Raw genomic sequence first — 21,828 nt, 5'->3', positions numbered from 1 at the left:
TAGAGTTTGCAAATTTCATTGCATTTACATTCAAGCTTTTTGTATTTATGATATTTGTAACAACTATCAATTGTAACGAGGTTATCATGTCACCACGTGGTGGGAAGCGCGAAGGAGCTGGCCGTCCTAAAGGGGAGCCAACAAAGACCATTCGCGTGCCTATTTCTCAATTAGAACTCATTGAACAAACTATGGAAGAGACGTATTACCTCCCAGTGTTTTCAAGCAAAGTGCAAGCTGGGTTTCCATCTCCCGCAGACGACTATATTGAGCGCTATCTTGATTTAAATACTGAATTTATCAAACATCCCGCGGCTACGTTTCTACTTAGAGCTACAGGAGATTCGATGGTAGATGCTGGAATTTTTTCTGGGGATTTGCTTATTGTTGATAAAAGCCTCGAGCCAGTGGATGGGAAAATAGTGATTGCTGCTATTAATGGCGAATTAACCGTGAAACGTTTATTACGCAAAAAGGGAAGAGTGCAATTAATGCCTGCTAATCCTAAATATCAGCCTATTGATATTACTGATGAGCAGGATGTTGTAATTTGGGGTGTTGTGACTTTAGTTCTTCATGAGCCGATTTAATGTTTGCTTTGATTGATTGTAATAATTTTTATGCTTCTTGTGAGCGCTTATTTCGACCTGACTTACGCGATAGGCCTATCGTGGTGCTTTCGAATAATGATGGCTGTGTCATCGCCCGTTCTAACGAGGCTAAAGCCTTGGGTATTACAATGGGGGCGCCTTTTTTCCAAATCAAGGCACTGTGTCAGCAACATCAAGTACATGCTTTTTCGTCTAATTACACGCTATACGGAGATTTATCCCATAGGGTAATGATGACGATTGAAGAGCAATGGCCGCATCTGCAAATCTACTCTATTGATGAGGCTTTTCTTGATTTATCGAGCATGCCTTCCTTTATGCGCGAGCCTTTTTGTTGTGACTTGCAAAAAAAGATTTTAAAAAATACCGGCATTCCTACCTCTATTGGTATAGGACAAACGAGGACTTTGGCGAAGATTGCCAATCACGTTGCCCGGAAAATAGTGAAGTCTCCTGTGGTTGATATTAGTGGTTCGCAGAACTATTGGATGCAACAAATAGACGTTGGCGATGTTTGGGGTATAGGATGTCAGTGGGTTCATAAGTTAAATAAGCAAGGGATACAAACAGCCCATGATTTAGCCATGACTAACCATCATTTATTAAAAAAACAATTTAATGTGGTGCTTATGCGCACCGCTATGGAATTACAGGGAATTTCCTGCGCTAGTTTAGACGATGCAGGGACCAGACAAAGTATTCTCTCATCCAAAAGCTTCGGGCAGATGCAAACCGACTTTAGTTCTTTAGCGCAATCATTAAGTAGTCATTGCGCTCGGGCAGTCGAAAAATTACGTAGGCAAAAATTAGTGACTCAACGGTTGTGGGTATTTGTGCATACCAACAGGTTTCGTGATGATTTGGTGCAGTACTTCCCCTCAATCGAACTAAAATTTATAAACCCAACTGACGATTTACGCTTAATTACCACCTCGGCTAAAAGATGTCTGCGCCGGATTTTTAAACCGGGATATCACTATAAAAAAGCAGGCGTATGTCTTGAAGATTTATCGCCTAAAAATCCAAGACAATTGGATATGTTTCACCAGCCCTCTGATGAGCAGTTAACTCATACAGAGCAACTTATGTCTGTATTGGATAGTATCAATCAACGGTTTGGCCGACAGACTATTCGATTGGCCGCTGAAGGGTATTCTAAGCCTTGGGCGATGCGGGCTGAACTTAAGTCCCCAGCTTATACCACGCGATGGACGGAATTGGCGCATGTCAGAATCTATTAATTTGGGACAGCATAATTAAGTAGTCATTGCTCATTACTCCAATTGTATTAACATTACTACAACCAGATTGTTTGTGGGGAGGTTATTGGAAATGCTACATTATTTTGAGTTAGCGTTGCGTGAAGCAATGAATGGTATTGAACAAGGTAATGGGGCACCATTTGGTGCGTGTATTGTCAATGAAGGCCAGGTTATTGCTCTGGCTCATGATACTGTTTTAAAAGAAAACGATGCGACATGTCATGCAGAAATGAATGTTATTAGAATCGCTTCAAAACGGTTAGCAACATACCAATTGAACTCCTGCATTATTTATTGTACTTCCGAGCCGTGCCCCATGTGTTTGGCGGCCATTCATTGGTCAGGTATTAAAGAGTGTCATTTTATCGCAGATCGAAAATGTGCTGCTGAATACGGATTTGATGACGACTTATTGTACGATGAGTTAAGCAAGCCTATTCCCCAAAGAACAATGTCTATGATGCAGCAAGATATTCTCTATGACGCAATAAAAAATCTATTTGAACGATGGAAAGAAAAAGGGTTACCTTTATGTTAAATCTAAGTGATTAATAACCAGCAAATGTGCTGGTTATTAATATATTAATATGGTTGATTATTGTACATTGCTTGAAATTAGTCATACACTTAATAATAAAAATGATAGCAAGGTAATCTGATGACCACTTTAGTTGACGTGTTGTCTACTCAACCATCAGAGGAAGTAGCAGCAAAGAAAAGAATCTTACTCCAACAGCTGATGGAGCAAAGAGAAGGATTTGATTTAAATCAAGATATTATTTTTGCATCGGGCTATCGATGCAAACCGCTACATCTTTTTTTGGCCGAAAACGACCCACTGACTATTCCTATAATTTTAACAACTCTGCGAATGCACTTTGCTTCTGACCGTTTGAGAGAGGCGCTTGGCAATTACACAGACAGCTATGGTAAAGCCTGTACTGCATATGTTATTGGTGCAGAAATTGGTTCTACCGCTAAACAACTCATGGAGTATGCATTTAATCCCTCTTACGAGGAGATATTTTTTCGCGGCGTTTACCATCATGGGGCAACAATCAGCACGCCAGGAACAGGAGGTATGTTTGCGAAAAAGGCTCCTATTGCTTCCCATGAAGAGGGCTTACTCCGGCTTGGCGAGTTTCGTGATACTCCAGCTCTAGGTGTAACGCCAGAACAATTAGATCAAGTGATGCATTATGATTCTCAATGTTGTTCTTTATACCAAGCACGAGATCGCGCCGTCAGTATTCATCCATCGATTAAAATCACTGATTTTGCAACAAAATTTGATGCGGTTATTACAGAGCAATTAGCTACATTTACAGCAATAACCGGGTTAAAAATGATGATTTCCCCAATATTTATCTATATTCAAGGCTACGAACTATTGTTGACTACGATGAGAAAAGAGGATGGCGGTATTGCCATGACCGTTACAGAGATAATGGGTAAAGAGGGTTCTAAATTGCAAGAGATGGATAAATTTTTTGTTGGCAAAGGAATTGAGTATCATCATAACATTCGACCTATTGTTGCTACTTTCAAGGGGCATAAAATTTATTCGTGTTGCGGTACAATGATGAATCTGATATTTAAAGTAGTCGATGATTATCACACTAATGCCGACGGTGTCGATGTAGCGCAAACTAATGCAACACTCACTGCAACCACAGCAGTTGAACTTAGTGGCACAATAGAAAGAGCTAATAGAGCCATTGGTCTTGCTTTAAAAGCAGAAAATCTTGCTCCCACAAAACCTCCTCCGATTTAATCAGATATTCTCAATTAATCAGTAAACTATTACTTGCGTCAACTTCAGATAAAATTGTAGCCTGGATAGAGCGAAGAGTAATTCGAGAGAGCGGAGCTTGAATCAGATTTTGATCCCGGGTTACGGCTGCGCCATCACACTGGCTACATCTCTTAAGTTGGCACCATTGGGTGAACTATTGAGGCGTGTAAGCCAATGCATGATCTGATTATTTTAATGTAATAAAAAAGTCAAATTGATAAAAAGCAACTATACTTTATTAATGCTGGAAGTCGGTGAGCTATTATGGCAAGGTTACAATTAGAACCAATTTCGCGTATTACCCTATCTGGTCCGGATATTTTTCAACAGCATTATCTAATTCCATGTACACCCGTAATTCTTACTAATTTCAGCGAATCATGGCTAGCTCGAACGAAATGGAGCTTCGATTATTTTAAAGACTGTGCAGGGGATGTGGTTATTCCTCTATATGGTGAGTCATTTTCAGGGACAGGAAAAAACTATCTGGAAGTGACCACCCACATGAATTTTGGTGATTATTTAGATTTAATTGCTACAGAGCGAACTCATTTACGTATGTTTTTATTTAATATCTTCAAACACATACCAACATTGAGTGATGATTTTGATTTTCCCCCTATTGTTCCTTCCTTTTTAGAAAAGCGCCCCTTTCTTTTCTTTGGGGGGCGAGGTTCTTTTGTTGATGCCCATTATGATGTTAATTTGTCCCATATTTTTTTGACACAATTTCTCGGAAAGCGAAAAGTTATACTGTTTGCTCCATCCGAATCGGTTCTGCTTTATAAACATCCTTTAACTGTTTCAACCAATATAGATATTGGCGATCCTGATTTTGTTAAGTATCCGAAATTGAAAGAAGCAAAAGGTATGGAGTGTGTTCTAGAGCCTTATGAAACTTTATTTATACCGAGTGGCTATTGGTATTATGTTTATTATGTAGAGGCGGGCTTTAGCTTAATCCTTCGCTCCCAAGCAATACCATTTACACGACGAATGATGGCGTTGTTGAATCTATTCAATTTATTAGTACTTGATAATAGCATTAGTAAATTGATTGGTGCGCAGAAATGGTATTGGTTTAAAGAACAAATGGCGGTGAAGCGCGCTCGTCGACATAAATGAAAATTTAAACAAAAATAGATATATATCATGACAAGTTGTCTATTTCTTGTTGAGATGGGCGGCGCGAAACTCATACTTATATTCGAGTACATACAACTCCAGAGTATATCATTGATTTTTGAGGTGAATTAGTATGCGAGTATACTGATGCTCTCTCTTGGAATGAGTTTTACGGTAGGTTCCCACGTAATTCACCTTCTAAGACCAAAACAGATATTCACTTTTCCGACAGGCGCGAATTAATTGATTTAGGAAAGGATGTTTTTACAGGAAAAAACGAGGAAAAACGGTTGAGTATCTTAGAGCAGGTAAACCTTTTGGTTGCAAGAGAATACTCTTCTAATGGAGTTACAAACGAGCCTACATTCGTATCTCTAGCTACTGTAAATGTCATTGACTACTAGTTATTCACAACCGCTTCATTTGTGTTAAAGTAATTTACTTATTTGGGCCCATGAAATAGATTCATTATCGTGGCAGAACAGCTGCAGTCATTCTGGCAATGCAGGTTTGTTTTCCCGCTTCATTAAAAATGTCAATGTGCCATACTTGAGTAGTCCGTCCCAAATGGATAGGGGAGGTTGTTGCCGTAACGAGGCCTTCTTTAACTGAGCGAATATGATTGGCATTAATATCTAAACCAACACAATAGAATTGGTTAGAGTCAACGACTCCATTTGCGGCCATACTGGCAATGGTTTCAGCCAAGACCATATTAGCCCCTCCATGCAGTATACCAAATGGCTGTTTGGTGCGTTCATTGACCGGCATGGTGGCTGTTAAAAAATCCTCTCCCACTTCAGTAAATTGAATGTCAAGAAACTCAGACATGGTATTTTTACCAAAGTGATTGAGCTCTTTCACTGTAAACTCCCTAAACCATATAGACATTTTTATCTCCTATCGTGTTAACTGACTCTACTGAGAATAAAGACTGAGATTATTTTAGGTAGAACGAGTTAACATGCTCTAAAAATAAGATAGACCTTTTTGGCTAGGAAAATCAATAATAAATTCTTATAATGAATGGATAATTATCTGACAAAATCACGAACTGCTAGAAGTGAATATGCCAAGAGCTCACCATCCATCACATCAATTGATTACTATCTCACAGAGGGAGGAGGCGATGTGCTTTCTTTCTGAAATAGACCCACCATTAAAGAAAGTAATCGACATAATCGGTTCTATGAAGATAGAACTCGATCCCTTAGAGACAGTATTTGAGGCTCTTGGTTCTTCTATCTTATATCAGCAACTCCATGGTAAGGCTGCAGCAAAAATTTTAGAGCGTTTGAAATTACTTTTTGGGAGTTCGAGCGCATTCCCTCAGCCGGCACAAATCATCCAATCTTCCGAGGAAGAGCTGAGATCGGTAGGATTATCTCGGGCAAAAGTTGCTGCTTTAAAGGATTTAGCTGAAAAAGCAATAGCTCGTTTAATTCCAAATAGGGCGCAAGCCGAAACAATGAGTGATATTGAGTTGATTACGGCATTTAGTCAAGTGAGAGGCATTGGGCGTTGGACGGCAGAAATGTTTCTTATTTTCAGTTTGGGGCGGCTCGATGTTCTTCCCTCCCACGATTTTGGCGTACGCAAAGGATTTATGAAAGTATATGCTCTCGATGATATGCCTACTCCCAAGGAACTCGAACAGTATGGCGAACGTTGGAGTCCTTTTCGCACGGCGGCATCTTGGTATCTTTGGCGAGCGCTTGAGATTGATGCCTCGTAGAATACACTGAGTCTGTGGGTATTGGATGTGGTGGAGCGATTGGGAGAAAAAAGATTCATCGATGAAGTCGTCCTACCATATAAGAATTGTGCATATTACTATCTAATTTTTTAGCTTAAGGATAGGCTCTTCTTTGGAATCCAACGTGTTCTTCGAGCTCCTTGGTTGCATCATCTTGTGGAAAATGGAGGATAGGGGCGTCAAAATAAGAGGGCTCATCGAAATCAAAAGCTGCAAATTGTCTAAACGCGCAACTTTTATAAAAAGCGATAGCGGATAGGTTATCTTTTCGTGCATATAATTCTAAGCCTAATGACTCAGAAAAATATTTATCCATTTCATTTAGAATAATTTTACCAAGACCTAATCTATTAAATGCGGGAGAGATATTAATAAAACGTAAATAGGTATAGCCTGATTTATAGTTCAATTCACAGGTAAAAAAAGCGATGGGTTGCTCATGAAAGCGCAAAATTAAATATTTAATTTCATTGTTGTTATTTATTTTATTTTTTTCTTGGTCAAAAGTTTCTTCAAAATAGCACTTAATTTTAAATAGATTGATTAGACGTTGTTTAACAGTAGTGATTTCTTTTTCTGGATTGGCTAAATATTCTTTGATTTTGTCAATTTCATTTTCCAATGGAGCAGTTTGGTAAAATAAATAAAACTGTAATGGCTGGATCAGCGTCCCCATGAGTCGATTAAGAGCATCTTTCGGGGGTAATTCACAAGCTTCTTCCCATAATATTTCGGCTTGCCTTGCAAAATTTTCTCCTACCTTAGGCGGAGCTTGCTCCATATAAGTACAGAGATAGGCTGCTACAAAATTACGCCTTAGAATGGGCCAATCTTTTTCTTTGGCGGCGTTCCATTCGAATAGCAAGTTGTCTGGGTTTTTTGCAAAAAAATTATATTTCATAATCTATGACTTTTTATTAATTATTGTAATTAGAGATTATATCCATTAAAAAATCGCTCGGGGTGCAAAGACAAGTCCCATTCCACCGGAAAAAGCGATGTTCGAGTGCAAGAATAAATGTAATGGAAACTGCTTGGCTTTTATCATCTTTAACATCCTGTAAAATAACAATAGATTTGCTTTAATTGAAATTTAATTACTTAATTAGTCAGTATGTTTACTAATTGGATTGTGTGCCACATCAATCCTGTCTGCGAGTTGATGTATCATAGTTTGAATGAGTCGCTTTGTGAAGTATCCTGCATGATTGTCTTTGTTAAGTACTAAAATCTCGTCTTTTGCACACGTTATTGTTTTGATTTGGATAGACAACTGGGCTGGATCACTTGTATCTATCATGTCATTTATATGAACTTTGTCCCAAGCAGATAGTTTTCTTTTGTCATTTTGAGCGATGCGGAGCTTATCTTCCCCTACCATTCTGGGGCGTTCTCCATGAACGAGGTTTGGTAGTATAAAAACCAATTCTAGATTGATATTCCCAGATTAAAATAAAAGTGATTCCTGCGATTTTACCAATTTTTAATGCTTGTTTTATAAAATACTTTTTTACGTCTAAATAATTCTGCTGAATGATTGATGGTAATTCGTAATAGGTCACTGGCCTGTTGGATAATTGCTTTAACTCTAGCTTAGCGTGCTCAAGGTGTCCTTTTTTTTCTAGCTGCGCCAAAAAATAGTTAGGACTAATTTTTCCCACAAGTAGCTCTTGCTGCAGATCATAGCGATGTTCGATGGTGTCATGTTTTATTTGATCCAGTTCACCCACGTAGCTTGATTCTGGATAGATTTTTTTTAATATCTCATAGGTTAATTCATTGTTTTCATTACGAGAAACCAGGTCTAAAATTTGCTTATTTTTTTTAATAAAATGGGCCACAAAAATAAAATATATGCCAGTTATTTCAATGTTCTCTTGCGCTATTTGTTGGCGTAATGTGGCCTTTATTACAGAACTATTCTCCCGTTCATAACAGGCGGTAAGATGTGCTTGCAGGTGTAATTTGTGAGCAATTAAGTTGCAAAACGAAAATATTTCTTCTTTTGTTAGGAGCTTCTCTGATATGAGTTGATTAATGAAACATAAATCCTCTTCATCGAGCATCCTTCCTAAAAAGGGACTCATTTGGGGACCTAAAATTGCATCTCCTAAGGATAAGATCTCTTCTGGAGTCATGCTGTCGACTAGGTCATCCACTTTCTCAAATAATTTTTTTAAACGGAGCAATCGAGAATGTAATGTCATGAAGAGGAGCCTGATTTTTTGGTCGGATGAAAAGAAAATTTTTGCTGCTAATGTTATATGCTCTATATAGGCATTACGCGCGAGCTGAAATACTATATCAGTCAACAAAGAGGCGTTACGCCAATATAATAATGAATTACTTCTATTTCTTGCCAGATAATGTTGTGTCCTACACAGTACAAAGCTAACGATGGATATATAATATAAAAAGGTCAATAGTTTAGAGTTTATTAGCAAGATGTTCGTACCTTTTTTTATATTATACATAGATTTCATAATGACAAAATTGCTGCTAAAAACCAACAACCAATTTAGAATTCAATCAAATTAATACACTTATTATTTTCCACCCATTGATTGGTCTGAACGGAGGCTTGTTTGTAAAGACGTAGATAGAGCTATGCGGTTCAATTTCAAATAAAGCAACCTTATTTTCTTCAGCAAATGTGATGTCCCATCTATTTTCTAGCTCCTGATGCACGGTAATTGAGCGTTTCTATTGTTACTTCAGATTCGCTTAATGTTCTCGCGCTATAATGGAGTTATCTATATACCACGAGACAATAGTTTCGGTCTCAATGGAGTGTGTATATCATGTCAAAAAACAACGTAAATACAGAACAATATTCTGTAATTAAAAACTTAAATAACTACCTTAAATATCATAACCTGCCGATCAAGGTAAATGAGGATGGAATTTGCCATGCATTATCTACTTTGTATATTCAATATGTATTGGATGGAAAAGAACAAGAGTTTGAACGACTTTTGTCGTTTATTGCTCAAAAGCCTCCTGTAGGGAGTGATGAGTTTCTTGAGGTAGAGCTATTTAGTCTTGTTGAAAAAATAATTGCGCTGCAAGTTAATGAAGGGAAAAGTACGCGCAATAAATACAGCCAATCTAACTCTCATCAACAGTTGCATGTAAAGGGTAAATACTTGCAATCAGTTTTTCAAATAGGGCTTGAAACAAACCTCGGAAACTGGGCTGAAATAATAAAAGAAATCAATTTACAACCCAATGAGGTAATGCGTGTCTGTACGTTACAACATACTATTGCAATAGCGCGAGATAAAGATGGAGTCTATAAAGTATATGACCCTAATAATTCAAGAGTGAGTCAGCAATTTGAGAGTGAAGATAAAATGGTTAAGTGGTTATCAAAAGAGGCATTTAATTTTTCATTACTTTCTTTGGGTAATAACACGTTGGATATGAATATAAATGTAATTAGTAATGAGCGGCCAAGTGATGGACGATTTCCTAGTAAAGGCGATCTGTTGAATAAATATTTGACCCCGAAGCAAAAAATGATAGATCCAAACCTTGGCGGTGGCTTGCACTTTGCTATGAAGTTCGATGATGCTGAAGCGGCGGAATATATTTTAAATAATAGCGAGACTAATTTTACCAATAAAGAGATTACTGATACCGCACTATGCGCCATTGTCCGTGACTCCGCTAATGCATTAGGGAAACTTTCAGAAAAACTGCAGAAAGAGGGCAAAATGAATTTGCTAAAAGCCCCTTTTTTGTATGCCCTTTCTTTGGGTAGTTATAGATGTATACAAGAGTTATTAAAAACGACGATGATGCAGGAGTTCTATGAGCAAGGTATATCTGATAGTTATCGCATAATGTTAACAAGCGCTTTTAAAGGCATGAATGAACATCTAATTGAGAAAGTAGTGACCGACGTTTTGCAGCAACATGGACCAGATGTTTTTACTCCTGAAATCGTATCTGAATTGATAGAGATATCCATAAAAGAACAAAATTCTCATGCGATTAATCTTCTTACAAGGACAATTGGTGATTTAGATAAAAAGATTAATAATAATGAACAGCGTTTAGAGTTTATAAAAAAGGCTATAGAGCATAACGATCCATTAATGGTCAGAGCATTAATTACTAATCTCAAAATATCAGCTGAAGAATTGAATTGTTTACATATGGGCCTATCTATTGTTAATAAGTATAATGTTGAGATTTTTACTACCTTACAAGAAAAGGGTTATCAATTTACGCCCCAAGCCCTCGATTTAATCGAGAGCAAGAAAAATCAAAGTATAGGTATTCTAAAGAGTTTGGGGATTGTCTTAATCCGTTTTTCAGAGTTTCTGACAAATCAAAACAAGATTAAAGTGGATGGTGATAAAATCGATCAATTTTCTTCTTTCAAGGAACGATATCAAAGCACCATAGAAAATGATGCCTCCGTATTAGAAGAAAATTGTAGTGAGGTACGGGCGATTTTCTTAAACAAAAGATGATGAGGGTGTTACGTGCCAGGTTGTGGGCTTTTTATATTTTTTACGTGCTGTTCAATTAATAAGGACATTCAATGCTAATTAAGAATATTTATGTTTATAACGATGCAGGGATGAAGGAATTAAGACACGTGCAGGTTACAGACGATGGCTTAAGAATAATGTTCAATAGTAACGATGATTTATCTCATCTTCCAGATACAAAAGTTATTGATGCTAAAGGTTGCTATTTTTTAATGCCCGGGATGTTAGATTCTCATGTGCATGGTCAGGGAGGTATTGATTTTGCTGATTTAGGTGATGAAACGAGTGAAGAAGGATTGGCGTGTATTGTCAAAGCCTTAGGAAAAACAGGCCTTTCTTATGCGTTAGCCACCTTAGTATCTATGCCTATAGCAGCCTTAAAAAAAGCATTGATAAAAATTAATGATTTTATGCACAAACAGGAACAAAATCCTACTCCAGGTTATACTCAGATAGTGGGTGTTCATTTAGAGGGTCCCTTTATCTCAAAGACGTGTAAGGGGGCTCATGCTGTAGAGGCTCTGCAAGAGAGCATCAGTATAGAACAATTTAGGGATATCATTAGTGCCGCACCTAATATTAAACAATGGAAAATCACCATTGCCCCTGATTTAATAGGAGCGGAAGAGTTTATTCGACAGACAAAACGTCTTGAACTAGAAGGCATTTGTGTAAAAGTATTTATTGGTCATTGCAATCCAGGCGATAAGCAAGCCATTAGTCGCGCTATAACCGCCGGTGCTTGTGGATTTACTCATCTTGGAAATGGCTGTCAAGAGTCGTGCAGCAGGGAAACTCGGGAGCTTAATGTCAATGATACAACAAGTCATGTGGTGCAATGGGTTCTTGAAAATTCAGGCAGTTGTCCCCCTGGAGTAGAGCTTATTGTCGATGGAGTGCATTTATCATCTTCATTTATTTCGCTCATACATAACGCAATAAAAAATAAAATTATTCTTGTAACCGATGCCTTAGGTCCCACAGGCTGTAAGGAAGGTATTTATAAATTAGGAACGTTAGATATCCGCAAGGAACAAAATAATTTCTATTTAGCTGACAATCAAGGTGATTTTCTGATGAGGGAAGGGGTATTACCTTCTGGTGAAAAAGGCCTTGTCAAAACGCTTGCAGGTAGTGCCGCACCGTTATCTTTGTGTGCACAAAGATATTTTGCAGCGATACCGAATGAACCAGTAGAAAGTCGTATGGATTTTCTGTACACCGCCCTTATTACTAATCCCAGGATTGCCTCTTTATCTAGGGGGGCGATAAGACGTTTATCTGATAACAACAATTTTTCTATTTTTAATAATAATGGACAACTTATTTTGAGTTCATGCCATGGTAAATTAATAGAGCATCAACCATTACAATGGCCAATATCAGGTATGCTTCATCAAGGGTTTCTAGCAATGCGGCCGGCTAGTGAAAACAACTCTACTGACGCTGGCACAACGTTCACCTATTATTAGATTTTTGTAAGCGATCGTTTGTTGAGTTTGGATTTAATTCTTCAATGTGTCTTGCCGCATTTGGGGGATAATCAGTTTAAGAGTTTAAGGGAGAATAATCAGAACTCAGGCTCTGTATCTCTTCTAAAGTTACGGTTTTAGAATCATTCATAAAAAATATAGGGCTACAAGGAATCAACTTCGACAATTGAGAGCTACTTACGGTGCCTTTCGAGGTAAGTGGCTCTTCTTTTGACCGTGTTGTACTCAGTGTTTCAGTGTCTGAGAAAAAGACATATGGTTTTTTTTGTTTACATTCGAAATTCACAATAAGCACTACATCTCTTATTGCAGAGCATTGATTTGCCATTCCTGATTCAGGAAGGCCGGGAGCGGCACGACATACAATCCGAGCTTCTGGGGATTTTTGCTCATTGAGCGCTTGCATTTTACTAAGCGTTTTTTTTAATGCGTGTGAGTCATTGAGTTTTAGAGCTAAAACACAACGAGGGCTGGGAGAGTCTTCGGAGTTCATCAAATAGGTATTTTCAATGATGTCAACATTGAGTTTTTCTTTCTCAATCATGTTGATAATCTCATCCCTCTCTTTAATAGTTAATGTCATATTTTGTTTCTTAGGTTGTAGTTTTTAATGATTATCTCAGTAAATACACCCTTTTTATACCATAAATTCTTGTTTAATCGAATAAGCTGAGGGGGACATGAGGTTGTCACTGCGCTTTATGGGCCTAAATGTTAATTAAAAAAGGCATCATATTTGGTTGAGATTGGGCTGCAATTTGCGACTTGTTATTTACAAAACGTATGAAGAACTCATCGATTTTCATGGACGATTCAATGAGTAAATAAACTACAAAATGAGAGTTTGAATCAGTTAGGCAGTCATCACTGTATTATTGCAGGCTGGTCGACTTTTGTTGTCCATGTAATTATAATTTCTTTTGTGCTCATATTGAGATCATAATTTAATAGATTTATATGAGAGAATATTAAACCATGCCATCAATAATTGTTCCTATGGGAGCTTATACCATTAGGAAAAAAGATACCGCACAACCGAATGATCACATCACATCTCCAGGAGCTCAAACCTGTGTGGTTGTTGTTTTGGAATCAAAACATGCTATAGCAGTAGCTCATATTGATTCACCACTTATTGCTGCGCAAGTCACGATGCAAATGGTTGATGAAATGAAGACAATGGGGCAAGGATCTATCACTGCACGCCTTTATGGCGGGGATTATGGCAACCCGTTGACTAGTTCTTCAAGTATTTCTAATGCACTTTATGCTGAGTTAAAGAAAAGAAAAATCGCTTATTCACATAACGATTATCACCTTTATGGTGGTTTTGTTATGGCTACTGCAACAGCTTTTTGGGCGTTAAGTTCTCTTGGTCCTGACTCCCTGCTTATTTCTTTGTTATGTGTCGTGTTGGCTTATAAAGCTGCCAGTATAACAAAGGCCATACTGCCAGAACATGTGCAGCCTAGCTTTTTGTCGAGCAATTTTGATGTTCGTGTCAACCTTGCGAGCGGTCAGGTACGTCTTGAAAAAGATAATGAAAAAAATAGTGTGGGGCTATTGGGTAAAGCACGAGAGAGTTTGTTTGGTGAACAATGGAGCAAGTTAAAAGCAAGAGAAGAGCTTAATCCAATAGATCCAGCCAATACAGAGAAGCTTGCAATGCTTCGAGTGTAAGCAAAAAATAGCGATATTAAAAGTTTTCTGCTATACAACTATTGATGCTCTTTATCTTTAATGGATTTAGCTCTATGGTGCGAGAGATACTCATATTAAATAGTCTATAAAAAGCAAATGATTATGTTGAGTTGGATATGGACTAAAGGGACAAAATATAATTTACTTCTTAAAGGTTAAAAAAATGCAATGGAATGATATGGATTCAATTAGAAGCCCGAATATGAGATGGCTAACAATATTCATTGTTATGTTGTTTATTAGTACCTTGTCTTTTAGCGCCCCATTAAAAGTTGGTGTAGGTCTCTCGGGGCCTCCTATTGCCGAGAGAGTTGTTACTGCTCACGGCCCTTATTATTTTGGATTTTGTATCGATCTGATGAATAAGATATGCCAACGCATTGGACAAAAATGTGTTTATCGCGGGGTAACACTGAAGAATCAATTGGAATTATTAGATAATGGCTCAATTGACTTATTAATTCTGTCTAAACCTTATACTTCGCTCGATGGGAAACAATATGCTATTAGCATTCCTTATGCGGTTAGTAAGATACAGTTCATTGCTTTAAAAAATAGCCCTATCAATAAAGTAGAAGAAATAAAAGATAAAAAAATTGGTGCAATCAAAAGTACGTTTTATGATCTATTACTTCAATCACCCTACCATGAGCACAATCAGATTATTCCTTATAATTTAGAAGGTGAACTCTTAGATGCTTTGGCACAAAAAAAAGTTGATGTTATTGTGTTTAATAACGCTATTGCTTATCGATTAGCTACTAATAATTTTTATGACATTAAACTGATTGGTCGCGATCTTCCTCTTGGAGATGGCTATGGCATTATCGGTCTTTCAGATAAAGCAGCATTAATCACTGAAATCAATAAAGCAATCCTCAGCATACAAAAAGATGGGACTTATGCTTCAATTTACAGAAAATATTATGAACCTTAGTTGCTTGTTAATATACTAGACCTCTTCTATCAGGAGGTTACTTCTATTAAAAAGAGGAATATCGCAATGAGTTGTTCGGGTTATTGGGTTTATATTTTACTGTGTGAGAATAACACGTATTATACGGGCTATACGAACAATCTTGAAAAACGCTACCTTTGTCATGTTGACGGCACAGGCAGTAAATACACACGCAGTTTTAAACCAGTTAAAATTGCTCAGGCTTGGGAAATTCACGAAGGGAAGAGAAAGGCAATGCAAGTAGAACGTTATATTAAAAAATTATCCCGTAGTGATAAAGATAAAATTATTACTGAGCCTAAGCTTCTTGATTTGCAGGTGATCTAAACATCTTCTTTTTCTCTTTTGGTTTGATACATGGCTTGATCGGCTAAAGTCATTAACTCATCTATGGTTTTGGCTTTGTCAGGATAAGTTGCAAGTCCTATGCTAATAGAGCTGTGATAGATTTGATTTTTAAAATGGAACGGTTGTTTAAACGCGTGTTCGATTCGTTTAATGATTACTTTAGAAATATCTTCGTCTCTTGAGTGTACAACCAATGCTGTAAATTCATCTCCACCTAATCGAGCAACGAAATCTTTCTCCCGAAAACAAGTCCTTAGTCGTTTTGCTGCTTCTAATAGTACATAATCACCTGCATCGTGACCAAAATCATCATTTATCGATTTGAAATTATCAAGATCCATGAAAAAGAGAGTGATGTAGGTACTAGCAGGTAACGATGTAATTATTCGTTCTAAATTAAACTTAAAATGTTGTCGGTTGGGTAGGTTCGTTAATTGATCAAAGCATGCTAAATAATAGTATTTATCTTTTTCAAGCTGTAGAGCGTAATTTTTTCTGCGCAATATCTGTGCATAATGATTTCTTTCTCGCAATAAACTATCCAGCGTGCTGACAATAATGATGAAGGCAACTAAATGGTTTATCCAATCAATAATAACCAGTTCAGTTGCGGGCAGAGAGTAATGGGCTGGAATTAAAAATATCCTGCATCCAATGATCATCAGTAAGGATAAGCTGGAATAGATTAATAATCCGGAGAAACCGACAAGTGCTAAACTCAAAGTAGGGATTACGTAAAACCATGCTGAGAATGAGGGACCTATCCCTCGCACCAAATAGTTTGCAATTAAGACGGTAATGAATGTAATGAAAAGAGTTACATGGCCACAGATAAATACGTTTTTACTGCGAATAAGCAGATATAAATTCAGCAATACTACGATTCCAGCTGTGCTAAGAACGGCTACTAAATAGTACAGTCTGCCAAACATATAGAGGACATCTATAAAAATGCAACATATCAGGAGTTCATAGGTTATGAGACGGATCAAGAAATATTGGCGGATATTGATGTCCGATAGATCTTCATAATTCATGGATTTAAAAAACTTATTATGTCCTGGCATTATAAACCTTATAACTGGTCTTAAAATTATCGGTTGTAAAGTGGGATTAAAATAACAATTCTTTTGAGCCGAGTCTGAAACTAACTGAGTTCATGTTGATCTTCTTCATCTTCATCGGCAACAAGATCCGTATTGATAATCGTATGCATTTTTTCTCGAAATACATTGGTTACTTGTTGTATATTGTCTTCGAGTTTCTTTTGCGCTTTCTCGTGTCCCATTTTATCAGCGCTTAGTTCCTTGACGCCTTTTAGTATGTCTTTTAACACCTCACTATTTTTAAAGTATTTGTTATAGCAAGAATTCATACTAAAAGTTGAGAAATATCCTTGCTCATCTTTAGGATTAAAGACCCTTTCTGGCACTCCTACTTTAATAGCATCTGCTTTAAATGGTATAGAGGAGTGTTCTCCAATAATCAGTAAAGCAGTATAAACAAATTGCATGGCCTCCTTATCAGAGCCATCTAATTTTAGCGGTTTATCTTTTGTTGGTGGTTTTTCATACCCTGCTAACATTTGTAATGCTGCTGCAAAAGCAACAGTTATTTTATCTTCCCGGGCTTGTATATCTGTTTTGGCATCACCCTCAGGAAATCTGGGGACAGTTATTTCCAGGTTGGGATGCGTTGGGGGGGAACCATCTGATAAGGCTTTTTCTTTCGTGCGTTCTTCAAGAATAATGCCAATTTTTTCTCCACTGCTATTACTAATAGTATGCTTACGGCATTCCCCTTCCTTTACACGACTAACCATTTGATAAATAGGTCCTTTTTCTTTGTCTTGCTCAAGATGAACGGCTCTTCTTTGTCGCTGCACTTGGGGTAAAGGGGTTTGCAGTAACTCATTTTTCTTATCAATAGAAATATCTTCATGTTCACTTTTAAATGATGTAAAAAGCTGAATATCCTGTTGATTTTCCACGGCGGTTTCTATTGTTTTAACTAACCCATCTTTAGCGACTACATGGCTTTTAGTGAGATCACCTCTCAAGATCTTTTGAGCAGGTAATAAAATATTATTTAATTCATCCTCTATCTGGTCCAAAGAACTTTGTAATTTTTGTCTATGTTGTTCAACACCTAAGCTATGTGGTTTTCCTTTTATTTCCTCTTTTTTGGGTAACTGTTCTAGAAATTTTGTCAGCTGAGTTTTCTGTTGCTGTAAATAAGCTACAAGTTTGTCGCATCCATCAGCCAATTCAGGCACGCTGGGGGTTAATGCTGTGGCAGCTGTTTTAGCTGAAGATTGAAAAGCAGGATTTAACCACGAGAAGGTATTATTTATTATTGATTCCAGCGGCTTTCTTATTGTACGTAGACTATCTAGTGTTGTAAAAAGCGAATTGACTTCAGACTCTTGATGGCGTTTTATCTTTTGCCACTCCTGGTTTAGCGATGTGTTATCCACTTTATTCTTAACTGCGTCCAATTGATTTACTTCTTCAAGACGCTGTTCTAACGCACCCACAACATGAGCTAAAGCTCTTTGCGTTTTGTGAATAGAAAGGGTAACGTTCTGTTTTCTCATGGCATTAATTGTTTCAATTGCTAAGGTAATTGAATCTGCTTTATTAGGATTTACTTCTCGCACTATATTGAGTGCTAATCCTAGAATTTCAATTTTTTCTTGGCGGTTTCTATGAGCCTGTTCATAGTCAATTCTGTCTTCAAGTTGTTGTACTGCCTCAAGAATATTTTGTTCTGCGACAGTATATATTAGTGAAGAGGGGCGCGGATTATCTTTTATAAATTTATTGAGTTCGGGTTCATCTGATTTGACCCAAGCATCAAACAACCTCCGATTTACTAATAAAGCACCTTCATCATTTTTTTCAGCATTTTCCCATTGTTCTGCTTTAGATTTAGGAATTTTTCCTTTAGCCGGTTTGATGAGTAATAAATCATTGGCAATAAGGAATGAGATCTTATTTTGTCCATGCTCTCGATACCATTTTTCTGCTGCAATAGAACCTTTTTGTCCCCAATAAAATCCTTGTTTCCCATAAGCTTTGGATTCACATAGATCCTCGGTTGAATTTAAATCCAGAGGGGCCACCTGATCGAATTTACTTGTTTTCCAGGCACGACGAGAGCCAAGATAACCAACCACGCGTCTAAAAGTTGTTGGTTCAGCACCATCAACACGGGTAAATATAGTTTGGGTGTTTTCCAATTTTTCAATTTTTTTAAGAATAGTCTTTACCTTTAAAGGATTAGAGAATGTTTCAGGAATAACAACACCTAGAGAGGGCGTTTCATATACCGCTTTCTGAATACATTTTTTACCCTTTCCCAGTATGGCACTTTGATCATGTAAGTCCGATATACCCGTGTATCCTTGTTTATTTGCAAGGCGAATGGCAAGTTTTCTCATCTGGGATACTTCTCTAAATACCCCTCCATCAACAGCAACTACATCATTACCTGGGGGGGCTCCTTCTGTAGTTACTTTGGGCAAATAAGCATTAGCTCTTTTCACTGCATCATGAGCTGCTGTGGATTTACCGCTGGCGGAGGGACCGGCAACAATAATGACAGGGCGTTGAGCCCACTTTTCTCCTTTATGATGCGTAGTTGACGTACAAAATACAGCGTCCATATATTCTTTACTATATCGTTCTTCTTTTAACGCTAACTGATACAATTCAGCACCATCTTGACCGAAGAACTCGTTGAGTGTCCTTGTTGCTTCTTCTGGGTTGTTTTTTCTAGAGTCACCTGAGGATGGGGGAGTATATGGAGTAAAATCTCTGCTTAAAGAATATTTAATGAATTGTTCACGAAAGAAATTAGGATTATCCACTTGGGCAATTGGTAGGTTATGTGCCTTACAATACTCTGCCATTTTTTGTAAGTGATTTTTTTGATATTTTTCAATGCCGGAATATAATTTTTTTTGTGCCTCAGATAACTGAGCGGAAGAACTACCAAGTCGCTCGTTAACAAATTGATGATTAGGCACATCTTTATCTTCTTTATAATGACCAACTTGCCGCAACAATCCTTGCTGTTCTTCCGCATCAATCGCTGCTTTTTCTGCTAGTGTCTTGCAAACGACGGGCTTTACCTTGGCCTTTTTGCCGACTTTTTCCGTACAAGCAAGAGTCATTTCTTCACCAAGTTCTTTATGAGCTTGCATATGACTTGATTTACTTTGATGTAAATGAGTTAGAGTGGGCTCTTCAAATTTATTACCGTTATAAAAACTTCCTATACCACTAGCCACTTGAGCTTTTGCACTTGCACCTTGATCAACGAGACTAACCAAGCTCAGAGCACTTTGTAAGCCAGTGTCATTTAAAGCAAGATCGAGAGCCAATTTAAGTTCTTTCGCTAATTCACGAGGATTGGATTGGGGAGTGCTACTAGCAAAAGCCTGTAATGCATTGAATAATCTTGTTTGTTCAGGAGTTAATGGTGGTTTTCTCAAAAGCAATGCATCCAAAACAGCGACACGGCTATTGATCAATTGAGCACGCTCATTGGCACTTTTACATCCGCTAATAGATGCTTCTTCTACAAGTACGGAAAGTGATTGTGTTAGCTTTGCATACTCTTTATCAAAATGCATATTATGGGCAATTAAATTTCTCAGACACGCCGTTGCATTAGCTACAACATCTGCCTGTGGCACTATAGGAGCTTTTTTCCATTCAGTTTTTATTGCTTGAATCATGCCTATTGCATTTTTTCCTTCTTTGGACGCACAAAAAGCAGATGTCCTTTGAGGGGTTGCTAAATATTTCTTATATTCATCAATTACGGAGTCTATTGCTTTTTGCTCAGAGACTGTAGCCGTTTTATATACGGTATGAAGTAAAGCAATTTCGCTCATTAAAGAGGCTTCTTCTACCAATTCCCTTTGCAATGAGCCATAACCTAAGGCAGAGCCAAAACCATTAATAGGAATATTTTGTACAAAACAAAGAGGCGGTACTTGCGTATTTAATATGCTTGCAGTTTCTAATAATGAGGCATTATAGCGATGAGCCCCCTCAATAATCTGTTTTGCTCCTTGAGTCTGCATGTTTTCATTAAAATGGTCATCCATGAGGTGATAAAGCGAGGTGTGTAAGTTATATATAAATGCTTTGTTAGGCCTAACGTCTTGTTCTCCTAAATCGTAACGCTCGGCGAGGGTTGCAATTTTATTGTATACGTCCTCAACATGCCATTCTTCAGATTCCTCAGTATTTTTAGCATCAAGAGAGGGAACTCGTATTTGATTGCGTGCATGGGGATGAGGATTAATTTTTCCCGTCTTACTGTCATAGGAGTGAGTGACAATATGGCGTGAAGCAAGATGCTTTTCTCCTTCACCTCGGTCATGGGAGGTTACTTCGGAGCCTTCAATCCAAGTTGCTAAACCTGACTCATTATCAGTATGTAATAGATCGTTAGGTGTTGCTGTCATTTTTTCAGCCAGTTCTCTTAATGGTTGGTTAAATGATTTTTCGTTGAAGGTAACTTTGGTACTCTTTATAATTTCCTCTCGTAGATATTGATGAGCTAGAGGCGTTATTGCTTTCCGCGCTTTGTCTAGTTCGCTATTTAAAATACCGAGATCGATTTTGTTGCCTTGATATGCTTTTTTTAACGCCGCAGCATAAGCTTGAGTCACGTCTTCATTTACTCGATGCATCGCTGCTCTATGCGCTTGCTTTAATTCAACTTCTTTTAGTCCCAATTCATCTACTGCTTTTTGATATACTCGGGAGGCTAGTCTTAAATGAAAGTCAAACTCTTGTTGAAGAGCAATAATGCTGCCTTTGGGCGTTGTTTCCAGTGCTTTATGAATGGCTGTATAGCGCTCTGGATCTTCTTTTTTCAACGCATCTAATAACTTCTGATCAAATTCTTTTTTTAATTTTTTATCGCCCTTAATATCCAAACTAACCGTCGTATTTTGTCCAACTAGGTTGGCCCAGATTTTTTCATCTATACTGGTATCCAGCATTTTAATTTTTTGTATATCTTGAGCGGTAAAACTAATGTCAATTAACATCCTGCCTTGAGGATCCATGGGGATTCTTTTAATATTATGCTTAGCCATTTTCAATGCTTTATTTTTCAAAAACTGCATATAAATGGCTTGAGCATTTGTAGGTAAGCTGGATATGGCCATGTTCTTATATAACTCAAAGTGAACTTATATTTATCATTATAGACTTAAATCAGTGTTTATCAGCAGTGTAGGAATCAAGACGAT

The 21,828-nt window shown here is 37.5% G+C and carries 18 protein-coding genes; 11 read left to right on the top strand and 7 right to left on the bottom strand.

Features of this window, described 5'->3' with window-relative positions; translation table 11 throughout:
• Positions 1 to 86 precede the first annotated feature (86 nt).
• From LFA_RS15875 to LFA_RS15855, 5 genes are all read left to right on the top strand, one after another.
• Positions 87 to 590, top strand: coding sequence for a LexA family protein (locus LFA_RS15875; RefSeq protein WP_045097031.1), 504 nt, complete (start codon positions 87 to 89; stop codon positions 588 to 590).
• On the top strand, positions 590 to 1,852 hold the full coding sequence (locus LFA_RS15870) for a Y-family DNA polymerase (RefSeq protein ID WP_045097030.1): 1,263 nt from the start codon (positions 590 to 592) through the stop codon (positions 1,850 to 1,852). The genes LFA_RS15875 and LFA_RS15870 overlap by 1 nt, the downstream gene beginning before the upstream one ends.
• Before the next feature lie 91 nt (positions 1,853 to 1,943).
• Positions 1,944 to 2,411, top strand: coding sequence for a nucleoside deaminase (locus tag LFA_RS15865; RefSeq protein WP_045097029.1), 468 nt, complete (start codon positions 1,944 to 1,946; stop codon positions 2,409 to 2,411).
• 120 nt (positions 2,412 to 2,531) lie between these two features.
• A complete protein-coding gene (locus tag LFA_RS15860) occupies positions 2,532 to 3,647 on the top strand; it encodes a hypothetical protein (protein WP_045097028.1) in 1,116 nt (371 codons plus the stop codon).
• A gap of 285 nt (positions 3,648 to 3,932) precedes the next feature.
• Entirely contained in the window at positions 3,933 to 4,793 is an 861-nt protein-coding gene (locus LFA_RS15855) for a cupin-like domain-containing protein (protein WP_045097027.1), read from the top strand.
• Positions 4,794 to 5,261: 468 nt separating this feature from the next.
• Here LFA_RS15855 and LFA_RS15850 read toward each other — a convergent pair whose 3' ends face one another.
• Entirely contained in the window at positions 5,262 to 5,684 is a 423-nt protein-coding gene (locus tag LFA_RS15850) for a hotdog fold thioesterase (protein ID WP_045097026.1), read from the bottom strand.
• Positions 5,685 to 5,862: 178 nt separating this feature from the next.
• Here LFA_RS15850 and LFA_RS15845 point away from each other — a divergent pair, with 178 nt between their 5' ends.
• The gene (locus LFA_RS15845) at positions 5,863 to 6,528 is read left to right on the top strand and encodes a DNA-3-methyladenine glycosylase family protein (protein WP_065814378.1); all 666 of its coding nucleotides are present in this window, start codon (positions 5,863 to 5,865) and stop codon (positions 6,526 to 6,528) included.
• Between the two features lie 115 nt (positions 6,529 to 6,643).
• On the opposite strand, the gene LFA_RS15840 is transcribed toward LFA_RS15845, so the two are convergent.
• The 3 genes from LFA_RS15840 to LFA_RS15830 all read right to left on the bottom strand — a co-directional run bounded on the left by LFA_RS15840 (position 6,644) and on the right by LFA_RS15830 (position 8,756).
• Positions 6,644 to 7,450 (bottom strand): GNAT family N-acetyltransferase, encoded by an 807-nt coding sequence (locus LFA_RS15840; protein WP_045097024.1) that lies wholly within the window; start codon positions 7,448 to 7,450, stop codon positions 6,644 to 6,646.
• Positions 7,451 to 7,654: 204 nt separating this feature from the next.
• A complete protein-coding gene (locus LFA_RS15835; protein WP_045097023.1) occupies positions 7,655 to 7,930 on the bottom strand; it encodes a hypothetical protein in 276 nt (91 codons plus the stop codon).
• Positions 7,914 to 8,756 (bottom strand): hypothetical protein, encoded by an 843-nt coding sequence (locus LFA_RS15830; protein WP_045097022.1) that lies wholly within the window; start codon positions 8,754 to 8,756, stop codon positions 7,914 to 7,916. The genes LFA_RS15835 and LFA_RS15830 overlap by 17 nt, the downstream gene beginning before the upstream one ends.
• A gap of 594 nt (positions 8,757 to 9,350) precedes the next feature.
• On the opposite strand from LFA_RS15830, the gene LFA_RS20385 reads away from it, so the two are divergent.
• Both LFA_RS20385 and LFA_RS15810 read left to right on the top strand, forming a co-directional pair.
• Entirely contained in the window at positions 9,351 to 11,030 is a 1,680-nt protein-coding gene (locus LFA_RS20385) for a hypothetical protein (protein ID WP_231865868.1), read from the top strand.
• A 71-nt stretch (positions 11,031 to 11,101) separates the two neighbouring features.
• Positions 11,102 to 12,523: an N-acetylglucosamine-6-phosphate deacetylase gene (locus LFA_RS15810; protein WP_045097021.1), complete on the top strand. Its 1,422-nt coding sequence runs from the start codon at positions 11,102 to 11,104 to the stop codon at positions 12,521 to 12,523.
• A 76-nt stretch (positions 12,524 to 12,599) separates the two neighbouring features.
• Here the strand turns inward: LFA_RS15810 and LFA_RS15805 are convergent, their stop codons facing one another.
• Entirely contained in the window at positions 12,600 to 13,127 is a 528-nt protein-coding gene (locus LFA_RS15805) for a hypothetical protein (RefSeq protein ID WP_045097020.1), read from the bottom strand.
• A gap of 392 nt (positions 13,128 to 13,519) precedes the next feature.
• Between LFA_RS15805 and LFA_RS15800 the strand changes: the two genes are divergently transcribed.
• From LFA_RS15800 to LFA_RS15790, 3 genes are all read left to right on the top strand, one after another.
• Positions 13,520 to 14,224: a hypothetical protein gene (locus tag LFA_RS15800; protein ID WP_045097019.1), complete on the top strand. Its 705-nt coding sequence runs from the start codon at positions 13,520 to 13,522 to the stop codon at positions 14,222 to 14,224.
• 184 nt (positions 14,225 to 14,408) lie between these two features.
• Positions 14,409 to 15,182, top strand: coding sequence for a transporter substrate-binding domain-containing protein (locus LFA_RS15795; protein WP_045097018.1), 774 nt, complete (start codon positions 14,409 to 14,411; stop codon positions 15,180 to 15,182).
• Positions 15,183 to 15,248: 66 nt separating this feature from the next.
• Positions 15,249 to 15,530 carry a GIY-YIG nuclease family protein gene (locus LFA_RS15790; RefSeq protein WP_045097017.1) on the top strand — a complete coding sequence of 94 codons (282 nt, stop codon included), beginning with the start codon at positions 15,249 to 15,251 and terminating at the stop codon, positions 15,528 to 15,530.
• Here the strand turns inward: LFA_RS15790 and LFA_RS15785 are convergent.
• Complete coding sequence (locus tag LFA_RS15785) at positions 15,527 to 16,483, bottom strand: GGDEF domain-containing protein (RefSeq protein ID WP_231865867.1); 957 nt, start codon at positions 16,481 to 16,483, stop codon at positions 15,527 to 15,529. The genes LFA_RS15790 and LFA_RS15785 overlap by 4 nt on opposite strands.
• A gap of 215 nt (positions 16,484 to 16,698) precedes the next feature.
• Entirely contained in the window at positions 16,699 to 21,744 is a 5,046-nt protein-coding gene (locus tag LFA_RS19030; protein ID WP_052674013.1) for a hypothetical protein, read from the bottom strand.
• Positions 21,745 to 21,828 lie beyond the last annotated feature (84 nt).

This window comes from Legionella fallonii LLAP-10 (assembly GCF_000953135.1).
Taxonomy (GTDB): domain Bacteria; phylum Pseudomonadota; class Gammaproteobacteria; order Legionellales; family Legionellaceae; genus Legionella; species Legionella fallonii.
This window is presented reverse-complemented; position numbering and strand designations above follow the sequence as displayed.